Genomic DNA, 24083 nt, shown 5'->3' on the forward strand with positions numbered 1-24083 from the left:
AAAAACGAAAAACCCGGTGATGAACCGGGGTTTTTTATTTTGCGGTGACTTGTTTGATGTCTTCGCAGAAGGGCAGGGTGTAAGACTGGCCAGCGTGTTTAAAGGCTACGGGCTGCCCTTGGGTGAGGTGAGCGGGGCTGAACTGGAGCGTTGACTGAGTTTTCTTTGGAACTAGTTCTGCGCGGGGTCTGCCGCTGTTGTCTAAATGGATCTCAAGGCCCCATTCTAGGTAATCTAAGTTATAAGTCACAGTTCCGGTTTGTAGCTTGCCTTGCTTCGTACGCATCGGTCCTTTTTTAAAGTTGATGCAAGAGGGTTTATAGGTCACTTCACTGACTTTGGTTTGCACACCGTCGAAGGCGCGATTCTTTTGATCCACATCCCACAAAACCACGAACTTGCTTTGTGCGTGGATTTTATCCATCTCTTTATTCACGTCGGCATTAAATGATTTCATCAAGGGATCGGTAAAGCGACTGATTAAGTTTGCGGAGGCAGTACGAATGCTCGCAGCATCCACAGCCTTACCGCACTCTGGACTTGGAGAGCTTGCGACCGCCAGGCCCGGAATATTTAAACACGCAAAGTTAGAACCAAAGCTCACATGACTAAAGGGAGCTCTTTTAAGATTCACATCCGTGGCGGTTCCCGAGGAATTCAGAACACCTTTTACTTCAAGGTTCGAGTTCATGAGTGGTGATCCTGAGTTGCCTTTTATAGAGGCGCAAGGAACTAAACTTACCACGGGGCTTTTGACTCCCGTGAAAAATGGATTGGCCAGGGAGTTTTGAATTGCTGGGCATGAGATCTTTTTTAAAATCCCAGTTCCTTGCTCTGTCGGATCGATTTTATAGATCGTAATCATTTCGCTATCAGAAAAGCCTTCGGTGCTAATCGGAGCATGCATGCGAGGCGCGCGAGATTTCAATTTAAAGAAAGCCCAATCCGGCGTCAGCGGAGTGTCTTTCAAAGGCGGCGACACCGCTTTGATGCGTTCGCAATCCCCATAGGCTTCTTCGCGATTGCGCGAAGCGGGGAAGGTGACAGTCAATCGACCGTCACAAGAAGCTTCATTTTGTCTAATGTCTTCAGGGATGCAGTGGAGGTTCGTGGCAACGATATCGTCGCTGACCAGAACTCCCGTACAAACAGATTTGCCATCGGTGTTGATACCGACTACGGGCTCAGGGCAATTCTCAAGGCTTTCACACGTGACTTTGTAAACGGATTTAGCCTCCGCCACACCTTGTATCAAAATGAGAATGGAAAAAATCACGAGCGCTTTCACTCTTAATTTATCGGCTCAAACGCCCTCTTACGAAAGTTACTTCGCGGGAATTCTCCTCTGATAAAAGCGCCAATTGTCGTTAGCTTCGTGCCGCAAATAGTGTCCGGGAGTTTTCGTTACCTGACTGCACCGGGCGCTCTAACTGAAGTCATTTCGCTCTAACAAATTAAGTGAATCATCTTGAATCACTCGCGGAACTCGAAAACTTGCGCACGCCGATTGCAACATAATCCTTCAGGCAAACAAAGTCTTCCTACTCACGTCCACTCAAAGGAGAGAAACCATGGCCACACCAATCCCTTATGTTATTGAAAGCACCGCAGGCGGAGAGCGCTCTTACGATGTGTATTCGCGCCTGCTCAAAGACCGCATCCTGATCTTAGGCACCGCCGTGACCGACGAGGTCGCAAACGCCCTGATCGCGCAGATGCTATTTTTAGAATCCGATGCCCCTGATAAAGACATCCATCTATATATTAACTCACCCGGCGGGTCGGTCAGTGCGGGACTCGCGATTTACGATGTAATGAACTATATCAAGTGCGATGTTGCGACTTATTGTATTGGCGTCGCTGCTAGTATGGGATCTTTCCTTTTAACTGCGGGCGCTGCTGGTAAGCGATTCTCGATGCCGAACAGTAAAATCCTGATCCATCAGCCTCATTTGGGTGAGGGCGGAATCGGCGGGCAAGTCAGTGACATCGAAATCCACGCCCGTGAACTAGTAAAATCAAAAAAGAAATTGATCGACCTGTACGCTGAACACACAGGTCAAAACGCCAAACATCTGACGAAGCTGATGGAGCGCGATCATTACATGACCGCCGCCGAAGCCAAAGACCTCGGCCTCATCGATGGCGTGATCGAATCCAGAAAAAAGAAACTCTTCAAAACAGCCGGATAGAAATAAAAAAGGGGACCTTGTGGTCCCCTTGGTTTTTAGAATTGTGGAGCTGGTTGTTGCAGCTTTTGTGGTTCTTGGCCTTCGTTGCCTCGGTAGTAAACCGTTTGGGTTGGGTAGGCGAAGTCGACTTTTAGTTCAGCCGCGATTTTTAGGATCTCGATGAAGATCGCTTGTTGGCGTTCCATTTCTTCAGGGCCGGTAAAGACTTGAAGATGGAATTGAACCAAAACGTTCAATTGAGAATCCGCGTAACCGTTAAAGTTCACTGTCACAGTTTCAGGGTTCACCGTGTGATCTTGTTTGATCGCGTAGCGAACGCGGTCACAGAATTCTTTGATTTTATCTGGCGGAGTTTCGTAGGCGATGCCAATAATCTGACGAACACGGCGATAAGGGCGCACTCCCATGTTGTCGATGGTTTCTTTGGCCATCATCGCATTAGGGATCGTGATCACGGAGTTATAGAAAGTTCTGATACGAGTCGATCTGAAGCCGATCTCCTCAACCGTGCCTTCCATGTCTTTTACTTTGACCCAGTCACCCAATTGGAAAGGATTGTCGATCAGGATCGTCACAGAGCCGAAAAGGTTGGCTGCGGTATCTTGAGCTGCCAAAGCTAGCGCCAAACCTCCAAGACCAAGACCCGCCATCAAAGACATCACGTTCAGTCCGAAGCTTTGCAGGATCAACAAGAAACCCAGGATCACAACCAAGGCTTTTAAAGACTTCGTGGCAAATGGAACCAAGTTGTCATCCATTTTGCTTTCAGTTTTTGCCGCAACATCCGCGAAAACAAAACCCAAGGCATCCACAGAGTAGTAAACCAAGCGAATCACATGGAAGCCCAGCATCCCTTTAAGGATGTACTCGTAATAAGTTTCAAACTTACCACTCACTTCGATTGCATCATCGATAGCGAACCACAAAATGATGATAAAGATCCAAGCTAAAGGACGCTCGATTTCAAATCTAAAGAAGTAAGCTGAAAAGCTTTTTGCATATCTTTTCGCGATCGGGTTGTGGATTTTAAGTTGTTTGAAAACCCATTGAACGATCGGGCGTACAAGAAAGCCGGCAACGATGCCGCCAATTAAGATAATCCACTTCCAAGTCGGCATAACCAAATAGGTATGCTTAAGCATGGCCGTAAACTCGGCGGAAATCCAAATGGTGTCTTCAAAAAGGAATTTTTCCATCTCAATGCCCCTTAGTTCATTTGCAGGTCATGGCCTGAATAGATCAAAACAAGAATGATTATGCCAAGAACAATTCGGTAGTAACCAAAACCGCGGAAGCCGTAACGGCTTACGATGCCGATAAAGAATTTGATGGCAATCATCGCAACGATAAATGAAACAACCATACCCACTAGCAAGATATTGATCTGCTGAGGCTCGATTGTTTTATAGATTTTCAAAAGCTTATACAAAGTCGCTGCTGCCATTGTTGGAACAGCCAAGAAGAAAGAAAACTCTGCCGCTTCCTTTTTATTCATCCCCAAAGTCAAACCACCCATGATCGTTGCTCCCGAGCGGGAAACACCAGGGATCATCGCGATGGATTGAAAAAGACCCAATTTCACCGAGTCTTTGTAGCTCAGGTCATCTGTTTTACGACCCACTGAAGTCAGGTGAGCAAACACCTTGTCGGACCACACGAGGATGATTCCGCCGAGGATCAGAGACCATGCAACAACTTGTACGCTACCCAAAAGGTGTTCAACCACATCCTTCATCGCAAAGCCGATGATGGCAGTAGGCAAGAAGGCAACAAAAAGTTTCTTATAGAAACTCCAGCTGGAAAGAAATCTTTTCCAGTACAAAACCAAAACCGACAAAATCGCGCCGAACTGAATGATGACTTCGAAGGCTTTAGTGAAAGAGTCATCGTGAATACCCATCATGGAGCTTGCAATGATCATGTGACCTGTTGATGAAATCGGAAGAAACTCTGTGATTCCCTCAACAATACCTAAGATAATTGAATGCATATAATCCATGAAGACCTCGAAAAATTCAGTGTTGACGATCAAGACCGCAATATTCTTGTAAGCTTCAGAGTGAGGGGCAACTTTCGATCACATGTGTCATTAAAATAAGCTGTAGTTTAAAAAATGTCTGTCCTTCGTATTCAAAATAGAAATATGATTTTCGGTAACCACGGAGGGATAAATGAAACGTGCATTATTTATGGGTGCGTTGTTGGTGGGTTCTCAAGCGTTCGCTGGCGAATACTTGGTGAAGTACAACAACACGAGTGCTCTTGATCTTATGAATTCTATGTCTATGGTAAAAGTTTCTGCTTTGAGCGTGATGGATCACAATCAAACAGCTAGCTTGGTAAAAGTAGACATCCAAAAACAACAAGAAGCTGAAGTACTAGCGTCTTTGTTGTCTCAACCAGGTGTTGAATACGTAGTTCCGAACGCTCGTATGAAAGCATTCACTCACTCTGTTGACACTGCAGCTTTGCGTGAACAATGGGCGATGGGTAAAGTTAACGCTGAAAAAGCATGGCAACGTGCTGGTAACAAAGGTAACAAAGGCATCATCGTTGCTGTTATCGATACAGGTGTTGATTACACTCACGAAGCTTTGTCACCAAATATGGTTCCAGGCTACAACTTTAAAGACAAAAACAACGATCCAATGGACAAAACGTCTTACCAAAACCCAGGTCACGGTACTCACTGTGCTGGTGTAATCGGTGCGACTGGTTTGGTTGATGGTGGTATCGTTGGTATCGCTCCAAACGTATCTATCATGCCACTTCGCTTCTTGGGCGAAAATGGTTCTGGTGACTTGAACGATGCTATCAAAGCTATCGACTACGCTGTTGAAAAAGGCGCTCAAGTGATCTCTGCTTCTTGGGGTGCTACAATTCCAAGAAATCAAGCAATGCCACTTGTTGAAGCGGTTAAACGTGCTGACGATAAAGGTGTTATCTTCGTAGCTGCTGCAGCGAACGATGGTAAAAACAACGACAACACTGAAGTTTACCCAGCGAACAACGGTTTCCCAAATTCAATCACTGTTGCGGCTTCTGGTCCAAGTGATGCGAAACCATCTTGGTCAAACTACGGTACAGCGACTGTTCACGTAGCTTCTCCAGGTGAAGATATCATGTCTACTTTGCCGAAAAATAAATACGGCAACTTGTCTGGTACTTCTATGGCGACTCCACTTGTTTCTGGTATCGTAGCGCTTATGAAATCTCAGGACCCTTCTTTGACGGGCGCTCAGATCCGCGCGATCTTGCAAACAACTGGTGCTAAAGTTTCTATCCAAACTGCTTGTAACTGCCGTGTTGATGCATTCAACGCAGTTGACGCTGTATTGGCTAAGAAAATGGTAGTGGTTCCAGCTGCTGCAACTTTGGCAAGCAATGAAACAGTGAACTTGTCGGTATTGAATGGTAAAGCACCATTCAAATTCGCAAGCTCAAACGCAGGTGTTGCATCTGTTACTGACGCCGGTGTTATCACAGCGGTTGCTAACGGAACAACAGCGATCACTGTAACTGATGCTGACGGTAAAACTGCTTCTTCATTGGATTTCAATGTAGGTAAAAAAGCTTCTCAAGATCCAGGTAACCCAGGCAATCCGGGTAACCCAGGTGATGGTTCTTGTCCAATTGGTGACCAATCAATGTGCGATATCATCTGCCAAATCAAACCTGACCTTCCGTTCTGCCAAAAATAATTTTTGCGGAACATTGGAACATAAGAGTTTGAATCTCAAGAAGGGGCTCCATTAAGGGGCCCTTTTCTTTTTTGTTGTGTCGGATCAAATCTTCCTAGATGATTGATGTCATATGAAAAGAAAACCTTGGGCAATCATCGTACTGGCACTTCTTCACATCATTGCACCTATCGGAAGCTTCATTTTTAATGCGATTCGTTCCGGTCGAACCTTTTCAGGTCAGTGGTATTTCTGGACACATGTTCTGCCACCCATGTTCATGGTCATCTATGTCGCTCTTCCAATCCTAGCAGGTATCTTTATCTATATGTGTAAGCGCTGGTCTTACTGGGCTTACCTTGGATGCTTGTTGATTATCTTTGTAACTAACATGATGGCGTTCTTTGCCAGCATGAGTTGGTTGAACTTCTTCTATTTGATCGCAGTTTTGTTGGTCGACCTTTTGGCTGTTGCGTACTTTGTTGTGCCCGCAGTTCGTCAGGTTTACTTCGACCCAAGACTTCGTTGGTGGGAAGCAGCTCCACGTTTTGTATTCCCGAATCCAGTTCGTATCAATGGAGCAGAAGGCGAAATCAGCAATATCTCTAAAGGTGGGATGTTCGTTCGCACAAGTTTGAATCTGTTCGAAGATCAAACGGTGAGTTTTGAATTCGATTTCGAAGGTACGACTTACAAGGGCTTGGGTGAGGTTGTATTTAAAAGTCAAAGAGCATCAAACGAAGGTTACGGAGTACAATTCAAAGAATTGGATTCTCCAACAGCGATTCGTGGATTATGCTCGACTCTGAACTCACGCGGCCAAATGGTTCCTGAGCGTTTGCCAGGACCTGAAGACAGCTTCGGTGTTTGGTTGAAAAAACTGATCACAGAACGCAAGGGCCTTATCCCTAAAAAATAGGATTCCATTTCCATGTCTTTTTATTCTCAAAGTTTCCCGCATTTGAAAGTCTCTTTAAAGAAACATCAACTGTGGGTCACTTTGGATAATGCCGACCAAAGCAACGCGATCACATATCAGATGATCGAGTCTTTAACCGAAGTTTTAACCTACGCTGATTTTGATACAGAAGTTCGAGTGATTGTCCTGACGGGCGAGGGCGCGAACTTTTGTGCGGGTGGTGACGTTAAAGCCATGGAAAACAAAACCGGAATGTTTGCAGGGGAGTCGAATGAACTTCGCATGCGCTACATTCACGGTATTCAGCAAATTCCAAAATACATCGAAGAACTTTCTACTCCACTGATCGCAATGGTGAACGGTGCCGCTATTGGTGCAGGCTGTGATCTGGCGATGATGTGTGATTTGCGAGTGGGAACTGAAAAATCCAAGTTCGGCGAAACGTTCGTAAAGCTTGGTTTGGTTCCAGGTGACGGTGGCAGTTTCTTTTTACAAAGAGTGATTGGTTATTCCCGCGCGATGCAAATGTCTTTAACTGGCGACTTGGTTGCTGGTGAGGAAGCCTTCAAATGGGGCTTATTAAATTACTATGTGTCGGGTGATCTGGCGGCAGAGACTGAAAAGATCGCAGAGAAAATTTCAGCCAATGCTCCGATTGCGGTGCAAATGACTAAAAAACTAATGAAGGCCGCTTACCTACAGGACGCCAACACAGTTTTAGATCAAGCAGCCGCTTATCAAGGGATCACGCAAAGAACTGCGGATCATATGATTGCCCTGCAAGCGATCAAAGATAAAAAAACTCCTGAATTCACGGGGCAATAGTTCCGCGATGGATGTTCAGTCTTACCTAGCTAAAAAAGAACAATTAAAATCCCAAGCTCCCGTGTATCGGGACTTGTGTGATCGTTGTGTGCAACCAAGTTTCAGTTGTTACTGCGAACATGTAAAAGAATTCGATCCCGGCATGGATGTGGTGGTTTTAATTCATCCCATCGAGATGAAACGCCGAATTGCCACGGGTCGCATGTCTTATCTGGTTTTAAAGAACTCTTTTTTGATTCGCGGTCAGGATTATTCCAAAGATCCTGAAGTGAATGAGCTTTTGAACGATCCCACTCGCCACTGTGTGATGCTTTATCCTGGAAAAAACTCTGCAAACTTAAGCGAAATGAATCTGGAACAAAAGTCCGAGATCTTTCCTAAGGGGACGCGTCTGACTTTGTTTGTGATCGATGGCACTTGGGCGACAGCGGTGAAAACGATTCGTCAAAGCACGAATCTGCAAAATATCCCAAGAGTGTGTTTTTCTCCTGATAAGCCCTCGAACTTCCGCGTGCGCAAGCAGCCAAAGTCTTTTTGTTACTCCACCATCGAAGCCATCCATCAAACGATTGAACTTGTGGGGGAGTCCTTGGGTTTCGACGTAAACTCGCGCCGTCATGATGATTTGCTTTACGTCTTCGACAAAATGGTCGAACGCCAAATCGAATGCGCTAAAAGCGGAGAGGCGAAACCCCGCCATCTAAGATACAGTCGCGATTTAAAAAGGCAGTTGGGTCTTACGGGAAAAGTTTTTTAAATTTATAAAGACTGATTCTTATTTTTAGTTTGTCTTCATTGTTGTTGGCTATGTACTCATGTCGGCCTTTCATGGCCAGTTCGGTATTTATAGCGGTGGATTTGTCGGGGGGGCAATAAATGGTGACCAGACTGAGTTCATCAAAGATCGAAGTAACTCGCCATTCATCGCCGCAATAAATTATCTTATCACCAATTTGCATATCTCTCTTGTCGGTATAATTATATAAAAGTTTATCTTGTTGTTTCTCGTGCGACATTAAAAGAAACTTCCGCTGACTGGTGATGTTTTCTAGGTTAATGATATGGAGTGTAAAGAGAAATTTCAAAAGAAGCCAATATGGTATTATCGTTTGAAGTGCTGAGAGGTCGCGTATGAGTTTTAAGTCTAAACTAAGGAAGACCTTGGTAGTTTGGTTTTCAAAAAAAGAACCGGTATTGGTAGACGTCACTAAAGAAGCTCGCGCTCGAGGGTTGGTTGAGAGTGTGCTTTTTAAAAGGTTCAATTCTATAAACGAACAGAATAGAAATGTTCTTCGAGCAACCGCTGATGAAATAATCCGCACCTTAAATCATTCCTCGTGGTCAGTTGAAGACAGGGGGGCAATTATGGGAAATGCGGCATTCTCCCAAGCTTATTGGTTTCATTCTCAGTTGTCAGGCTTAGCGGCAAGATGGGAGTTTGAATTGAGAATATTCGGATACAAACTGGGTATCAGTTCCAACGTTCCAATACTAGAGAAGTCGAAGAAAAATCGAGCATTAAGATCAATTCAGCATATAAAATTATCGGATCTTATAAAGAAGATAGACAAAGAATGTGCGCCCCAACTCAAGGCAAATCTGAATCTTTTACGACTCTCTAACTTTCGTGATGCGATCGTGCATTGTAACCCTCAGGGAATGAAGGCATATGCGGTTGAGATTCTTGGCAAAGAAGCGGTCAAGAACATCAGAGGTGAGGTCGTTGTTATAAGTCTAAATGGACCAGGCGCTCGTAATTTGGGTGATGAAATGAGCGAGAGTCAGATTGAGGAAGTGGATCTCTTTGGTTGGTTTCTGGAGATTTTTAATTCAAAACTGCCCAAAGTGGCATTTGATGAGTTTGGTTACTCTTTGGAACGGTTGCAAGATTTAATTCATTTTGCAGCTCTTTCGTATGATGGAAGAGAGTCGATTTTTAAGGATTTTATTTCTCATGGCAGGCCCGTAACAGATGAGGACGCATCTCTATATCGAGATTCATATATTTTCAGGGAGAAAGGGTGTTCGGTGGGCGATTTTTTTAACAGGATTAACTTACTGTTGAAAAATTAGTTTGGTCGTTGTTGCTCTTGCATGCGACGGATTTGTTCAGCTAGTTGTTCTTGAGTGAGACTCTTCATCGCAGCTTTGCGGATAAATAGAACTTCTAAAAGCATATATACGATCAAACTAACTGTTAAGCCGACACCTTTAAGCAAAGCCCAAGCATTCGTGCTCCAATAAAGAGCGGCCCAAATCGCAAGACCCGTATGAATCGCAAAGAACACACCCATACGGAATGTCATTCCATTCATACGTGCTTTGACGAAATCAGGAAGTTTTTGACCTTGTTGTTCAGCCAAAACTACGATTAATGGTTTTTTAATCGCAACTGAGAACCACAGGGCGATCGCAAAAATGCCCTCCATGATGGCTGGTTGCAGTTTGAACCAAATGCCTTCGTCAGAAATTAAAGAGATACCACCGAGGCCCAGTAATAAACCATTCCCGATCCAAGTGATCTTTTGAACTTTTTTGTATTTGTAGAGTTCATAGCAGATTTCGCCGACACCAAATACCATCCCGGCAATCAAGCCTGCGATAGTTCCGTATTGATCCTCGATAACTGTAAAGGCAATAACGGGTAAAAGCCCGGCGAAGAAAACCGCCATGGCTTTTGATTTGGCTGAAGTCGGCTGCATACTAAAGCGTGCCCTCGAAATTCACCGGAGTACCAGAGTGAGCCTCAACGATTTCTCCGTGAGCCATTGCAAGCTTACCGGAAACAATCGTGTGAGTCGCCCAACCAGTCACTTGCATGCCATGGAATGGAGTCCATCCGCAGCGGCTAGCGATTTGGGAATTATCGATCGTCATTTTCTTTTTCAAATCCACGATCGTCACATCGGCATCGTAACCTTCGCGCAGACGGCCTTTGTTTTTAACGCCAAAGACGCGGCAAGGATTCTCAGTCACAAGCTCCACAAATTTTTGTAAAGACAAGCGACCTTCGTGCACGTGGTTTAACATAATCGGAACCAATGTTTGCACACCAGGAACACCCGATGGGCTTGATGGATAAGGACGATCTTTTTCTTCACGAGTGTGAGGAGCATGATCCGAACCGATCACATCGACAGTTCCGTCTTGCAAGGCTTTCCAGATACGATCCAAATGACGTTTTTCACGGATCGGTGGATTTTGTTGAGCATACGTACCCAAGCGATCATAACAATCTGGAGCATACAAAGTTAAATGTTGCGGAAGCACTTCGACAGTCGCGATGTCTTTCGCATTTTGCAGAATATCCATTTCCTCGCCCGTTGAAACGTGCAGAACGTGGATCTTGCGACCTGTTTTACGTGCTAGTTTCAATAAACGGTTCGTAGAGTTCACAGCCGTTTCAACGTCACGCCAAACCGGGTGGTAGTGAACATCAGCCATTTCAACTGCGATATGGCGGCGTTCGCGCAAGCGCATTTCATCTTCGGAGTGAACGATGACTCGACGATGGCCCTGATTTAAAATATTTTCGAGAGTCGCATCATCCTCAACCAGCAAGCTGCCAGTGGAACTTCCCATAAAGATTTTGATGCCCGAACAGTGGGGCAGGATCTCAAGGTTTTGCAAAATACCCACATTGTCGTGAGCGGCCCCCGCAAAGAACGCATAGTTCGCATGCGCACGGTTTTTAGCCATATCCAATTTATCTTGGAAGTGGGCGACCGTCGTGGTTGGGGGATTTGTGTTCGGCATTTCAAAAATGCTCGTTACGCCACCTAAAATGGCTGCTTTAGTGCCGGTTTCAAGGTCTTCTTTGTGAGTAAGACCTGGTTCGCGGAAGTGGACTTGGGAGTCGATCACTCCCGGAAGGATATGAAGTCCAGTTGCATCGATCATGCGCGGAGCAGAGTCGAAGATCTTTTCGCGGATTTTTACGATGCGGCCATTGCTAATCCCGATGTCGGCCTGTTGTTCAATCAAACCGATGTTTGAGGGGTGGGGTAATAAGCAAGTTCCGCCTCGGATTATAATGTCATACATTCAGTCACCTCGATGAGGGCACTCTAACACCAGACTAGTCTAAAGGTCCAGCATTGACGACCACTCGCTGATAGACGAGAATTTGGATTGTGACAGTCGACCAAATTCTTCTATTTTTCAGTAAATACAATGTAGCCATCATTGAAGGCTTGGTAGCAGCTATTATTCTGCTGGGTCTTTTCGTGGGATATCGTGGGTTTTTCGGTAAAAAAGACGCCGAATCTAGCGTGGGGGGCGGTTTAGACACTGCTCAACTCGAAAAAACCTTACAAAAGATCCTAGATAACCAAGGCACATCGCATGCAAAAACCGGTGATGAAGCTTTAGCCGCTGCGTTTAAAGAGGGCAGTGCTCACGGAGAATCTCCAGAAGAAGTCACTCAGCTTAAAGTATCACTAACTGAGAATATTAAAGAGCTGGAAGTAGTTCGTGCCGAGCTACAAATTGCGGAAAAGAAAGTTGCTGAATTGCAGGCAACAGCCTCTGAAGGTGGAGCAGCTCCAGCAGCGGCGGCCCCGGCAGTAGACACATCTGAATTTGAAAACAAAATCAAAGATCTTGAAGCTCGTTTGTCTGAATACGAAATCATCAGCGAAGATATCGCCGATCTTTCTCGTTATAAAGAAGAGAACGAAAAGCTTAAATCTGAGATCACAGGTTTGAAAGAGGCGGGACCAGCGGCGGCAGCTCCTGCACAAGCAGCGGCTCCGGCAGCGCCAGCTCCGACACCTGAGCCAGAACCTGAAGCTCCGGCTCCAACTCCAGAACCGGTTGCTGAAGTGGCAGCAGCTCCAGCGGCTGAGCCTGCTCCTGAAGTGAACGAAACCGGTTTGACTGAGTCTGATATCGACGCGGCCTTAGCAGCTGCAGAAAAAGAAATCGCAGCGGCAGCTCCTCCAGCAGAATCTGCAGAGCCGGCAGCTGAAGCAGCTCCAGCAGAGGGTGCACCAGCTGAAGATCCTTCAATCATCGATGATGAGTTGATGAAAGAGTTTGCGGCAGCGGTTGAGAATCAGAAAAAAGATAAAACCAAAGATCTTGATGCCGTAGCAGAAAAAGCCGGTAAAGGCGACAAAGCTGCTGAAGGTAAATCCGCTGAAGACTCTCAGCTGATGGATGAATTCGAAAACTTCGTTAACAAGAAAAGTTAGGTCGTCATGAAAACAAAAAACCTGCTTCCTGTTTTGCTTATCGGTTTTTCTTCAAGTGTTTTCGCAGCCAAATCAATTCCTTCACCTGATTCTTTAAGTTCCGCGATGGAAGTCCTGAATTTGCCTGGTGAAAATCGTCGTATGGCGATCGATGGTAACTCTAAATTTTACGATAGCTTTATCTCTTTAGCGTTCAATGAAAAGCAACCAATGAACGTTCGTTGGAAGGCTTTGATGGGAGCTGCTGAATCCAAGAAATTGGAAGCGACAGCAGATCTTTTGAAAGCGGGTAAAGCAAATGAGTGGTTCATGCGTAACGCAGCCCTTGTTGCCTTGTCTGAAGTGAACCCAATCCAAGCGCAAAAACTTGCACAAACTTTGATCAAAGATAAAGCGTTGGTGGTTCGTTCCGCTGCGGTTGAAATCTTGGGCAAGGAAATGAGCGAAGAAACTCGCGAGTTGATGTGGGAAGAGCTTAATAAAGACTATAACTTTAAAAACAAACAAAGCCTTTGGATCCGTTACCAAATCGTGGAGCAATTGGCGAAAAAACCAATGGACCGCGAAACTAAGACTTTTGCAGGATTGTTGACCGATGCTGATGCTCGCGTTCAATTGCCAGCCGTTCGCGGTTTGCAAAAACTGACGGGTGTAAAGTTGGGCGAAACGAAACTTCTTCAGTCTGAGCTAGTCGCTTTGTGGAAAGACTACGTTAAGAAAGAAAAGCTCTAGGCGTTTCAATAACGCAGATGCAACACAGAATCTGTGTCTATAGCGCATAAAAAAGGCAGCCTTCGAGCTGCCTTTTTTGTTTTTATAGATCCTCAAGAGTTTTGGACCACATAAAGGGGTAAAGTTTCTTGAACTTATACTCTTTAAACTCTTTTGCTCGCATCCATTTTGTGGACTTTGGTTCTCTTCGCATCATGAAGCCGTCTTTGCCAAGGCCGTAAGTAAAACCATTTTCAAGCATTGCAAAGCCAGTTAGCTTGGGGAACTCGGTCTTAGTTGTATGATAGTCTCGATCTGATTCCGACATCATATCTTCGAAGTCTTCAGCTAGGACATAGACTTTGCCGGAGTCATCCAAGATCTGATATCGCTTATGCCAGATATCGAAGCTTTCATAGAAGCGCACTGGGTTGATTGTCGAGAATCGGACTTCTTTGAATATCCCTTTGCCAGCCGTGCATCGCATGTATTGAGGCCATAGGAAGCAAGAAGAGAAAACTGTCGATTTGAAATCAAGCAATGTATCACGTTCACCTTGGCTTAAGTTTTTATAGTAATCTGAGACCCAAGTGTTTTTTTGAAGATACCAATGTCCATTGAAATCATAGGATGCCATCTCCCCATTCTTAAAAAATAAGTAGGGATCTGATCCGACATACATGGTTTGAATGTCATTCTCGAAACTTCCAAGGAATGTCTCTACGCCATCAGAAAACGAAACAACGTTGTCTTCTCCCAGAATAATCGCACCTGTTGTGATATTCAGTGGTGGCTTGATGAAATTTATTAGAACTGATTTAACGGCAAGGCTGCGGGCTTCATCACGAACGGCTTCATTTTTTGTGCTTTTGTAAACATAGAAAAAATAACCAACGCCAATGCCGTAGGAACCTTGTTCTTGATAGGTTTTGTCACAAGCCGGGAATGAGAACTCAGAGGCTTGGCCGCGTTCGCAACTTACGTGTCTGTGGCCGTCGATATGACGAGCTTCATGGACAAGAAGGTGAGACGCTGCGAGTGGGGTATTGATGGCGTAACTTTTTAAATCGCAGAAATACATGATTTTGTCTTTGGGATCATCCCAGCCAGATACGAATCCCGCAGCACCATCGGCGCAGCTTTCTGCTTCTTGAGAAGCGTACTTAATATTTGCAATTCTTTTTTCAAAAAACTGTGCCGGTCCCTCTTTGCTAATTAAGGTTTGTAGTCTAGAAGGAATTTTCGCTGCTTTTGGGAGTTTATATAAATAGCTGATCGCATTCATATAAGTGCCAAAGGCTCCTGATTCACAGCGGTCGTTTGGTGAGTAAGTCTTCACGACCTCATCGTTAGCATCAATTTTTTCGACTTTATATTTACTGAGGATGAATGAGTACTCTGCTTCAGGAATACACTCCTGATCCGTCGATTCCGCGAAGCCTAATGAAGCAAGAACATTTGTTGCTACTAATGCCGTCAAAAGAGATTTAGTAAAGTTGTTCATAAACTGTCCCTATTTTCAAATTAAAGATTTTTTTCATCCATCATTGCGTCCATCGCACGAGATAGCCTTCCTGGTTTTCCAGAAAGCATCCCGGAGATGCTGATTCGAGCCAGAAGCACGAGGCTTCTATCGCTTTGTAGGGCGGCGGCTTGTTGCATGATAGGCAGAATGTTTTTGGACTGAACGGCTAATTTATCCAATGCCTCAAGTGAGGTGATACGTAATGAAATCTCCATATCTTGAGCTTGGCGAGCGACGGAGTGCGGATTGTTGGAGTTTGCATAGACTGGAACAGGGGTTGTTGCGACAGCGCCCAACTCAGGGATGGCAGTCGAGCCCATTTTAGTTAGTAAGAATAAAGAAGCACGACGAGTGCTGCCGTCAACCTTTTGACTAAGAACCGCATTTTTCAATTGCTGGCGTTCAGCGGGAGTAATCTTTGAAACATCTAATTGTTCGGGTGTTAAAGCTAGGTCGGGGTGGGACAAAGAAGTCACGATGGATTTCACTTGTGTAGAAAGCTTCGATGGAAATTGAACATCGATAGATGGGGAGACTGCAGTGGGATTTTTTAGAGGAGCTTGCTCCGTCGTTTTGGCGACAGTTGGTGCCAGAGGTGTTTTCGCAGTATCTTGTGCGGTTCGTGTATCGATCGGGGAAGCTGAATTTGATGACGGTGATCGCATCAGCGCAAAGCCAAGGGCCACAAGAACTGGCAATGCTAAAAGAAGCTTTCGATTGTGTACCACGCAGACCTCCCACGATCTACCGTTAACAATGCGATAACTGTACCCTGCGGAAAGCTATTTTATAAGACCTGAGGAGGTATCACCGTCTATGGATTTCCATAGGGACAATAAATGTTATTTTGATTAGCGGCTGTCTCAAATTGAGATGATGGGGTGGCTCAGTTTTCGAGTTTATGGAGTGCCCAGTTAGCAAATTCCTCGGGAGAAGGTAGCCATTTCAAAAGCTGCTGTTGGGTGACTTCTGCGACATTGGGAATCTTCGCCTCATTCGGGCAGGCATTTGTGACGTCCCACATTCCACCAAGTCCCAAATCCTGCATTCGCCAAGCGAAACCCTCTTTGCGCCAGTGATAGATAAAATCCGCATGTTTGCTAGAAGCGATAAAACCAATCCAAGCATCACCAGTCGCTGCGATATGCAGAGGACCGGAATCATTAGTCAGTAAAACCCGCGAGTGTTTCAAAAAGCTCGCGGTTTGCAGTAAGGTCATCGTGTTTCGTAAATCAATGCAGCCTTCGGTGTTAACCGCAACAGTGCCTTGAGCTTGATTTAAATCTGAACCGATTAGTACCGGAGTTGCACCAGCCTTTAGAATCGTCGCTAAAACTTCATTCCACCAATGAGCAGGGAAGGTGCGAGATGGCCAGTGTTTACCCGCGTGGATGACAACTAAATCATCGCGTTCCAACATAAACTGAGTCAGTTCGTCTTCAGGATCTGAAGCTTGAAATTGAATGCGCTTATAAGAATTCGGCAGCTGGCAGCGCAATGCACTCATCGACGCATAATCCACACAGTGCGTGGAAGCATTGATCATAAAATCCTGAGTTAAAGGATTTACGGATCCTAGAGTTTCTAAAACCAGATAGTCTTCAAAGCGAGGTCTCGCAGAGTTTAAATCGAAAACCTGCTTAAAATTCAAGTGAGTGAAGAAATAAGGATGTAAAGTCGCAAGCGAAACCTCAACATCTTTAAATTTCTCAAGAGCATAGCGAAGGGTCGGTTCTGCACAAAGCTGATCACCGATGCCTCCGCTCGTAGAAAAAAGAATCTTTTTCTGAACACCCAGCTCCTTCGCCATAGAAGTGCGCACGGATGGAATCCACATGCCAGGCACTTGTACTTTGAATTCAGGAGCTGGTGCAGTCATTACTTACCGAAACCCAACTTGTTGTCTAAAGAGAATCTGCCGCCGCCGTAGCAAGCAAAGAAGATGTAAACGAACATATAGAAGAACGCGAGTTCTTTCACGTTGAATGGATCAGCGCCGTGAATAAATACGCCAGCTACAAACATTGTGAATGCTAGGAATAGACCCACTGGGCGAGTTAGTAAACCAAGTGCAAGCAAAACTCCGCCAACAAGTTCAGTCAAAGCCGCTGCATATGCAAAGACCACTGGCATCGGGAAACCCACAGACTCAACACCAGCAATCAACTGATCAGAGATTGGGAATTTACCCATGCCGTGAGCAAATGCCATCACAAGACCTGCAAACAGACGTAATACCAAAAGACCAACTTGGCCCGTAGTTCCTGTATTCTGCGCAAAAAGAAATCCTTTTACGTTCATCGTATGTACCTTTCGTTAAAGTAAATCCCTCATAGGATTTCTTTAATGTTCATGCGAATCAAACGTGTTGGCAATTAATAATCTTTCCAGCTTTTGCCTTCGATCAAAAGATCCTTGATCACAGCGTTACCTTGGCCGACTGAAACCTTGATTGTGGCACGCTTGCCAACCATAGCGGATTCTAAAACCGGGGCTTTGTCTTCAGGAACATAGAATCGATTTAACTGATCATTCACACGGCTTTTATAGCAAGTTCCGTTGATCCACTGTTTGCAGCCATCCAAATTGCCATCGGTGATCATGCGCTTAAAAGGGCTTACGCACATTTTGACATCGATGTATTTGTCTTGCTCGCAAGTGGTATCCATATCGTACTTAATCGTGAATCTTAAATAGCGGCCCGCCAGCAAGTCTCTGGGATCATATCCAGTGATTTCAAATTCATACTCTGGAGAAGTCGAAAGCAAACTTTGATGGTACAAAGCCATCGCAAGTAACGTCAGGCAGGGTATAGCGATTGCAGCGATCAATTTTTTCATTTCAATAACTCCTGCAAGCGTGCTTCGATTCTGGATTTATTGCTATTCCAACCGTAAACGGCTAGCAGAGTGATGACGCCGGCTAAAACCAGTCCCAACCCTGTGGCAAGCAAACCCGATGTGTTGCGGATGAAAATCTCGAAAACTTTGATGCCTACCAATGCAAACATAAAGTTAAACAGCTTGCGATGCCCGGTTGAGTAGAACAACAAGCCAAAGGCTGCGAATCCGATAACTCCCAATAAGGCAGGTAGCACATTTAATCTTGGAGAGAAGGATTCCAAGTAAGCATTGAAGGTCGTTAAGCACACAAGGATAGATAAAAGGACCTTGTGGGATTTCTTCAAAGTCGAATCAAAACCCACCAAAGCCAAAATCAAGGGAGCCATTGCAAGTTGTGGGATGATTTTAGCAAAGCTATCTGGATCGACATCATGGTAATAAAAATGGAAAGAGTATAAAAGGCATCCCAAAATCCAAGAGGCGATCACTCCGCCTTCCAGAGTTCGTTGCATAGGATGATTTTTGAAAGCCATTCTAGAGATAAATGCAATCAGCGCAGCACCAAGAGTGAATAGCGTAAACGGGGAAACGTAGTGGCTTTTAATAAAAGGCATTTCAAAACAAGCCGTCACCAGAGACAGCAAGAACATAAAGACCCAAAACGCACGAACAAAAGTATGCGAAGCAAAGCTAGTAATCAAAAGAGTGATCGCACACCAGAATAGCCCCGTTTGGTAAACGGGTCCGGATAAATTGTAAATCTGAGCGATTAAACCAATCATCACAAAGCAGAACAAAATAAAGAAAGCAATAAGGCCGTCTTTAACCAGCGGTGATTGACGATCTTTGAAATGGAAAATCGCATAACCCGTCGAACACAACGTCGCAAAGCCCGAAGCAAGTTTCACAGGAGCGGGGATCAAGTGCCAGTTATAAGCAATTAAAGAAATAAGCCCCAGAGAAATTGTCGCAACGGCAAGAATGGTAATCCCAATCATCGTCCAATTCGTCGATGGCAGAGAATCCTCGTATCCAACAATTGCATCATACTGTGTAGGGGAAATAAGACCTAGCTGCTTCCAATGCTCAAGCTTCTTGTTCAATCGAGACATACGTTCTCCATATGTCTCGATTGTAGCAGCACAAAGTGAAAATAAACAAATGGGAACTAAGCGGCCTTGCGGCCGATCATCTCAGTACGCAGGAACTGAACGTTCTCGGCGATGTGCTGAGTTTGATCAGACAAATCGCCTGCATTCGCAGCGATTTGCTCAGAGCTTGCAGCATTTGACTGAGACGTTTGATCCAAGTGATTCATCGCCTGACTGATTTGGCTCACACCTTCAAGTTGTTGTGAACTTGCTTCCGCGATTTCAGTGTTCAACTCAGATACTTTATTAACGGCTTCAAAGATCCTGTTCAATGTGCGGCTGTTCTTTTCAGTCAGCTCGACACCGTCGTCAACCATTTCAACGCTTTCTTTGATCAGACCGCTGATGTCTTTAGCAGCAACAGCAGAGCGTTGAGCCAATCCGCGAACTGCTTCGGCAACAACTGCGAAGCCTTTACCTTGCTCGCCCGCACGAGCGGCTTCAACCGCGGCGTTCAAAGCCAACAAGTTTGTTTGGAAGGCTATGTCGTCGATGACATTGATGATCGCAGCAATTTTATGAGAAGACTGACGGATATCAGCCATTGATTTCAAGAGCTGACCCATTTCAGTTTCACCTTCAGTGGCAGCTTCTTTAGATGTCACTGAAAGTTTGGCAGCTTCATTGGCTGCTTCAGCGTTACGGCGAACCATAGAAGTCACTTCTTCTAACGAAGCGACAGTTTCTTCTAATGATGCCGCTGATTGAGTAGAAGCATCAGACAAAGCCTTACCTGATTCAGATAGTGCTGTCACTGACACCGTTACGTGAGCAGAAACATCACTCAATTCATGAACCACTTCATTCAGTCTGCGAGCGACCTGCGCACCTTGGAAGGCTGCAACTAGGAGAACCGCAAGAATCGATACACCAGTAACAGACAAAGTCCAATAACGGCTATTAGCTTGTTGTTGTGCTTGAAGTTTGCGATCACTTTGCACTTCGCTAGTTTGAACTTTCAAGCTGTCATCAACAACTTTACGAACAGCAGTGTTCAGCTTTTGACCAGGGCCACCCAAAAGGGTTAAGGCCTTTTTTCTCTCATCTGCGTTTGGAGATTTCAAAAGAGTATAGATTTCGTTGTAGACCGCAAAGAACTCAGTCTTTTGCGCGCGAACTTCCTCGTACTGCATTTTCTCTTCATCAGTCGTTAGCATCGACTCATATTGAGTTTGCGCTTCAGAGAACCAGTCCAAGTTTTCTTTACCACGGGAAATCATCGTCTCACGCAATTTATCGTTTTCGATATTTGCGATCGCACCCCAAGTGTTCGACGTCATTTGCGCTCGGAATAAAGCCATCTTGTTCAGCACTTCAAGCTTCGGCATCGAAGAGTCGTAAGCATGGCTCAACCAGTAATTGGCGTTACTTTGATTGTAGAGAGCGAAACCTGTAACGATCAGCAAGCTCACAAGCGGGAATCCCGCGACTAAAAGAATCTTAAGACGAATTCCTGAAAGGGCACCTTTAAACATACATAACCTCTATTGGCATAAAGGCTATCGGTTAAAATTTGGTGAAGTATTACTTCTGTAGGAGATGCTTAGGGCTAGTTTCCCGCGTGAGAAAAATTCCTCGAGAAATATCTGACCCGGGAGGAGAGACTGAGGCCTAGTAAGCTAGACTTACTTTTTACCGGAAGGAATAAACTTACTTCCGCTTTTGCCAGCGGGTTTTGGTTTTCCTTTTTTCGCTTTTTTAGGGCGTAGGTCTTCGTCCTCAAAGTCGCCGTCATCATCGTCGAAGTCTTCGTCATCTTCATAGTCGTCGACAACTTTGGGAGCGGGTTTTGCTTTTTTAGGAGCGGCTACTTTCGCTGGAGCAGGTGACTTTGCAGCTTCCGGTTTAGCAGTTCTAACCGGGCGCTCTTCACGAGGTTTGGCTTTTTCGAAATTTTCGATGTCTTTTAATTGAACCAAAGAAACTTTATTCACCAGAAATACTTTAATGCCATCTTCGGAAATGCTCTTAAGCTGTGCGGTAAGACCGTAATGTCCAAAAGCTTTCCCAGTCATACGGAATTTAACTGCCGGCTCTGATTTAAGGAGTTTATTAATCTCCTTAACATCCGAAGTTCCAAGTTCCGCAGCAATGACTTTAACGATATCTGGTAATTTCAAAGTCTACTCCAATTACTCTGGATCAGCGCCAGAAGTAGGTTCAGCCGTAGTAGGTTCACCAGGCTCAGTTGCCTGTTGGCCTTGCTCTGTTTCTTCTTCGGAATCAACAGAATCATCTTCAGGAAGTTCTGGTTTGTCTTTTAGATTTGCAGGCTCAAGTTTAGATGGAGTTTTTGCCAAAACAACGTTACACGCTGGTTTGTTTTTAAAGAAATGTTTCCACATTTCTTCGCCTGGTTTGCCTTTGATCTCTGGAGTTTGCAGTTCAGAACCCATGTAAGATCCGGCCTTTGCGAATTCTTTCAATTTTTTTAGACGTGGAATCTTCTTTTCCCCATCGCATTCGCCTTGAGAAGCTTTGCCGCCTTCAATGATGAAGCTATAAGCTCTCATCGGAGCTTTTTTTCTGGCAAAAGCTTGAGAGCTTGAGTCAAGGATCGGTTGTAAAAGAAGTACACCTGCTAAAATGGCAATTTTCGAAAATCTGATGTTCATAGCAAAAATGGTAGCAGGAATGAATATGGGATGAAAAGCCTAAAAATAGTAACTGACATTCACGCCGTAGGCCGTCGACTTGGTCGTGGCTGGATAAGTGACGCCATTGGCAAAGATCGTGCTCTCTTCGTCAGTTTTTGCTTCCGATTGCGAATAGAATCCCGAGAAGGTGAAGCCCTTGTCGGAACCAAATGCAAAGTTAAAGGAAGTTTCTAAGCGAGTGTCGCTTTCGCCCATTTCGCCGTACAAAAGATTCGATGGGATCAGGTCTTCAAGGTCCGTAAAGTTCCCTGTGTAGTTGCGAACGCGTACCCCAAGCGCCAGTTTCCCAAAACGAACTTCCGCAGCTCCACTTAAACGCGAAGAAGCTGGGGCACCCTTGATAATTTCCAAAGGATTATCGTTGGCAGTCAGATCATCTGCGGACATGTGCTCTTGGCTGACTTCCAGGCGGAGTGTTTTGCTGGTGTAGCCTAAGCCAACTCCATAACCGTTGGCTGAAGTCTTGGCTGGCCACACTTCAGTGGAGCCGGGATTTCCAGTCGTGGGATTATAAAAGGTATAAGTATAATCACCCGTAGAAGTTTTATTCATACCGAAGGCGCCGAATGTAAATCCACCGATGTTAAAAGCAGTTCCAGCTTTCAGCATTTGGTAATTCAAAACAGTGTGCATGTCTTTCGCAGAAACATCGGGTGGCTCGCCAACACGAAACTTATAGAAGGTGTCATAGTTCGCCGTCGCATAGCCAAGGCCTAAAATTTTGAAATCTAAAATACCACCGAAATAGTTTGAGCTGGCAGAGTTTTTAACATCGCGAACACCGTAAGTGGTGGAGTTGATGTGCTCTGTTTTATCACCGGTCTCGCGATCAACCAGTGCTTCAAAAGTAACCCAGCTGCCTTTAGTAGCGCCAAATAAAGTATTCTTTTGCAAAGCTACATCCGTTTGCACACCACCAACGATGCCGCCCGTAGTGACAGCATGGTCTTTATGAATATCTTTTTTGCTAACGTCTAATGAGATCAGTGCTTGTTTGCGTTGATGAGCAATCCCTGGATTGATCGAACGCACACTCGGAAAGAAAGAACCATCCGCAATCTGCGCAAAAACCGGTGAGCTAAAAAGAAGTGCTGATACAACGCCTGCATAAATATTCATGGAGTTGTTAGACTATCGGAAATTAGCCGATAGCCGCAACAGTAATCGTGATGAAACCCGCCGTTGGTGGATTACTTAGGTAAAGTAATAACTCCGGGCTTTCCAGATTTGCCAGTGGCTTCGGTTTTAAGTTTGCTGACGTCAACTCGACCTGGTGATGTCACGGTGATGTTCCCACCATTCACGGCACCGTTCGCTTTGAGTATGCCAGCGAAAGATAATTTTTTGCCTTCGATACGAATGTTACCGCCATTACCAGAGGTGGAGGATGTGTCCATCACAACTCCTCCGCCAAAGGAGTTCAGTTCGTCTCCCGCTTTCACGTTGATTGTTCCGGCTTTAAGTTCATTAGCTCCGGTGAAAAGCAGATCGTCTTGAATATCGATACTGATCGGGGCTGAACCCGCATCAACTTTAACTCTTGTGAGTTCGACTTGGCCTATTACTTTTGCGATCATCGAAAAGGCACCTTTGATATTTCCCCAGATAAGGGCTGCCTTGCCACCCACTGAGTAATCGACGTAAATGCCGATTTCAATTTGTCCGCCCTCGGCATTAAGCTTTGCAAGATTTTGGATTACGGGAATTCCCATAAATCGATCCAAGAGCTTCGCTTTTTTAGAAACGGGACGAATCGAGGAGGGGATCACTCCTTTTTCAATCAGTGAATAGTTAAAGGCCGCTGCCGTCATCATTGTAAGTTTGCTGCCATCACCAGCTTCAATTGTTCCATTGGTGTTGATGTAATCACCGATGATGCTAACAAAACCTCCCGCTGACGATCTGATAAGTCCTTGAGTATTGATTTGCCCCCAGGTCTCTAAATCATCTTCAAAACGGATTTCATCGACTTGAAAGTCTGATTCTTTCATGTCGGCTGTTGTGACAAAAACTCCGGCGGCAGCAATATTGGATTGAGGTCCCAGTGTGATTCCTTCGGGATTGATTAAAAATATTCTGCCGTTGGCTTTGATGTGACCGTGGATCTCGATGGGAGTCTGCACTTCCATTCTTAAGAACAAGACGGATTTAGGGGAGGGTTGGTTGATCACAACTCGCTCCCCAGCTTTCAGACTGAAGCCAGTTAAGTTAATCAAAGACCTGTCATTGTTAACCTTGATTGTGACTTCGCCATTTTTAGCGGGAGAAATCGTCGCCGATCCATCGGGCGAGGTGCCCACAACTTGCGCGATTGCATGGGGCGAAATTGCCAAAGAACAGCCAGTAAAAACGAGCGTCAGTAAATAGTTTTTCATATAGAAAAGG

General features: G+C 45.1%; 24 protein-coding genes. 8 read left to right on the plus strand and 16 right to left on the minus strand.

What is annotated here, in order from left to right; all coding sequences use genetic code 11:
- Positions 1-34: 34 nt before the first annotated feature.
- Entirely contained in the window at positions 35-1288 is a 1254-nt protein-coding gene (locus ACLVWP_RS05450) for a trypsin-like serine peptidase (RefSeq protein ID WP_413560530.1), read from the minus strand.
- A 229-nt stretch (positions 1289-1517) separates the two neighbouring features.
- Here ACLVWP_RS05450 and ACLVWP_RS05455 point away from each other — a divergent pair, with 229 nt between their 5' ends.
- Positions 1518-2192, plus strand: a complete 675-nt coding sequence (locus tag ACLVWP_RS05455) for an ATP-dependent Clp protease proteolytic subunit (protein WP_413561568.1) — start codon at positions 1518-1520, stop codon at positions 2190-2192.
- A gap of 35 nt (positions 2193-2227) precedes the next feature.
- Here the strand turns inward: ACLVWP_RS05455 and ACLVWP_RS05460 are convergent, their stop codons facing one another.
- On the minus strand, positions 2228-3388 hold the full coding sequence (locus ACLVWP_RS05460; protein ID WP_413560531.1) for a mechanosensitive ion channel family protein: 1161 nt from the start codon (positions 3386-3388) through the stop codon (positions 2228-2230).
- Between the two features lie 11 nt (positions 3389-3399).
- Entirely contained in the window at positions 3400-4191 is a 792-nt protein-coding gene (locus ACLVWP_RS05465; protein ID WP_413560532.1) for an undecaprenyl-diphosphate phosphatase, read from the minus strand.
- Positions 4192-4363: 172 nt separating this feature from the next.
- Between ACLVWP_RS05465 and ACLVWP_RS05470 the strand changes: the two genes are divergently transcribed.
- From ACLVWP_RS05470 to ACLVWP_RS05490, 5 genes are all read left to right on the plus strand, one after another.
- A complete protein-coding gene (locus ACLVWP_RS05470; RefSeq protein WP_413560533.1) occupies positions 4364-5893 on the plus strand; it encodes a S8 family serine peptidase in 1530 nt (509 codons plus the stop codon).
- 112 nt (positions 5894-6005) lie between these two features.
- On the plus strand, positions 6006-6791 hold the full coding sequence (locus tag ACLVWP_RS05475) for a PilZ domain-containing protein (protein ID WP_413560534.1): 786 nt from the start codon (positions 6006-6008) through the stop codon (positions 6789-6791).
- 12 nt (positions 6792-6803) lie between these two features.
- Positions 6804-7616: an enoyl-CoA hydratase-related protein gene (locus ACLVWP_RS05480; protein ID WP_413560535.1), complete on the plus strand. Its 813-nt coding sequence runs from the start codon at positions 6804-6806 to the stop codon at positions 7614-7616.
- 7 nt (positions 7617-7623) lie between these two features.
- Positions 7624-8373: a tRNA-uridine aminocarboxypropyltransferase gene (locus ACLVWP_RS05485; protein ID WP_413560536.1), complete on the plus strand. Its 750-nt coding sequence runs from the start codon at positions 7624-7626 to the stop codon at positions 8371-8373.
- A 374-nt stretch (positions 8374-8747) separates the two neighbouring features.
- Positions 8748-9689, plus strand: coding sequence for a hypothetical protein (locus tag ACLVWP_RS05490; protein ID WP_413560537.1), 942 nt, complete (start codon positions 8748-8750; stop codon positions 9687-9689).
- On the opposite strand, the gene ACLVWP_RS05495 is transcribed toward ACLVWP_RS05490, so the two are convergent.
- Together ACLVWP_RS05495 and ACLVWP_RS05500 are read right to left on the minus strand one after the other, a co-directional pair.
- Positions 9686-10288, minus strand: coding sequence for an inner membrane-spanning protein YciB (locus tag ACLVWP_RS05495; RefSeq protein WP_413560538.1), 603 nt, complete (start codon positions 10286-10288; stop codon positions 9686-9688). The two genes, ACLVWP_RS05490 and ACLVWP_RS05495, sit on opposite strands and share 4 nt — an antisense overlap.
- A 31-nt stretch (positions 10289-10319) precedes the next feature.
- Positions 10320-11660 (minus strand): dihydroorotase, encoded by a 1341-nt coding sequence (locus ACLVWP_RS05500; RefSeq protein WP_413560539.1) that lies wholly within the window; start codon positions 11658-11660, stop codon positions 10320-10322.
- Positions 11661-11749: 89 nt separating this feature from the next.
- Here ACLVWP_RS05500 and ACLVWP_RS05505 point away from each other — a divergent pair, with 89 nt between their 5' ends.
- Positions 11750-12811, plus strand: a complete 1062-nt coding sequence (locus ACLVWP_RS05505; RefSeq protein WP_413560540.1) for a hypothetical protein — start codon at positions 11750-11752, stop codon at positions 12809-12811.
- Between the two features lie 6 nt (positions 12812-12817).
- On the plus strand, positions 12818-13543 hold the full coding sequence (locus ACLVWP_RS05510; protein ID WP_413560541.1) for a HEAT repeat domain-containing protein: 726 nt from the start codon (positions 12818-12820) through the stop codon (positions 13541-13543).
- A gap of 82 nt (positions 13544-13625) precedes the next feature.
- Here ACLVWP_RS05510 and ACLVWP_RS05515 read toward each other — a convergent pair whose 3' ends face one another.
- From ACLVWP_RS05515 to ACLVWP_RS05565, 11 genes are all read right to left on the minus strand, one after another.
- Positions 13626-15026 (minus strand): hypothetical protein, encoded by a 1401-nt coding sequence (locus ACLVWP_RS05515; protein ID WP_413560542.1) that lies wholly within the window; start codon positions 15024-15026, stop codon positions 13626-13628.
- A gap of 20 nt (positions 15027-15046) precedes the next feature.
- Positions 15047-15775: a hypothetical protein gene (locus tag ACLVWP_RS05520; RefSeq protein WP_413560543.1), complete on the minus strand. Its 729-nt coding sequence runs from the start codon at positions 15773-15775 to the stop codon at positions 15047-15049.
- Between the two features lie 158 nt (positions 15776-15933).
- Positions 15934-16926, minus strand: coding sequence for a glycosyltransferase family 9 protein (locus ACLVWP_RS05525; protein WP_413560544.1), 993 nt, complete (start codon positions 16924-16926; stop codon positions 15934-15936).
- Complete coding sequence (locus ACLVWP_RS05530) at positions 16926-17348, minus strand: DoxX family protein (protein ID WP_413560545.1); 423 nt, start codon at positions 17346-17348, stop codon at positions 16926-16928. The genes ACLVWP_RS05525 and ACLVWP_RS05530 overlap by 1 nt, the downstream gene beginning before the upstream one ends.
- 74 nt (positions 17349-17422) lie before the next feature.
- Positions 17423-17887 carry a GDYXXLXY domain-containing protein gene (locus ACLVWP_RS05535; protein ID WP_413560546.1) on the minus strand — a complete coding sequence of 155 codons (465 nt, stop codon included), beginning with the start codon at positions 17885-17887 and terminating at the stop codon, positions 17423-17425.
- A complete protein-coding gene (locus ACLVWP_RS05540) occupies positions 17884-19002 on the minus strand; it encodes a DUF2157 domain-containing protein (RefSeq protein WP_413560547.1) in 1119 nt (372 codons plus the stop codon). Before ACLVWP_RS05540 ends, ACLVWP_RS05535 begins: the two co-directional genes overlap by 4 nt.
- A gap of 56 nt (positions 19003-19058) precedes the next feature.
- Positions 19059-20516 (minus strand): methyl-accepting chemotaxis protein, encoded by a 1458-nt coding sequence (locus tag ACLVWP_RS05545; RefSeq protein WP_413560548.1) that lies wholly within the window; start codon positions 20514-20516, stop codon positions 19059-19061.
- Between the two features lie 150 nt (positions 20517-20666).
- The gene (locus ACLVWP_RS05550; protein ID WP_413560549.1) at positions 20667-21161 is read right to left on the minus strand and encodes a hypothetical protein; all 495 of its coding nucleotides are present in this window, start codon (positions 21159-21161) and stop codon (positions 20667-20669) included.
- A 12-nt stretch (positions 21162-21173) separates the two neighbouring features.
- Positions 21174-21656 (minus strand): hypothetical protein, encoded by a 483-nt coding sequence (locus ACLVWP_RS05555; protein ID WP_413560550.1) that lies wholly within the window; start codon positions 21654-21656, stop codon positions 21174-21176.
- A gap of 39 nt (positions 21657-21695) precedes the next feature.
- Complete coding sequence (locus ACLVWP_RS05560; RefSeq protein WP_413560551.1) at positions 21696-22817, minus strand: hypothetical protein; 1122 nt, start codon at positions 22815-22817, stop codon at positions 21696-21698.
- Between the two features lie 71 nt (positions 22818-22888).
- Positions 22889-24073 carry a filamentous hemagglutinin N-terminal domain-containing protein gene (locus ACLVWP_RS05565; RefSeq protein WP_413560552.1) on the minus strand — a complete coding sequence of 395 codons (1185 nt, stop codon included), beginning with the start codon at positions 24071-24073 and terminating at the stop codon, positions 22889-22891.
- Positions 24074-24083 lie beyond the last annotated feature (10 nt).

Origin of the sequence: Bdellovibrio sp. HCB209 (assembly GCF_047306065.1) — a bacterium.
In the GTDB taxonomy this organism is placed as follows: domain Bacteria; phylum Bdellovibrionota; class Bdellovibrionia; order Bdellovibrionales; family Bdellovibrionaceae; genus Bdellovibrio.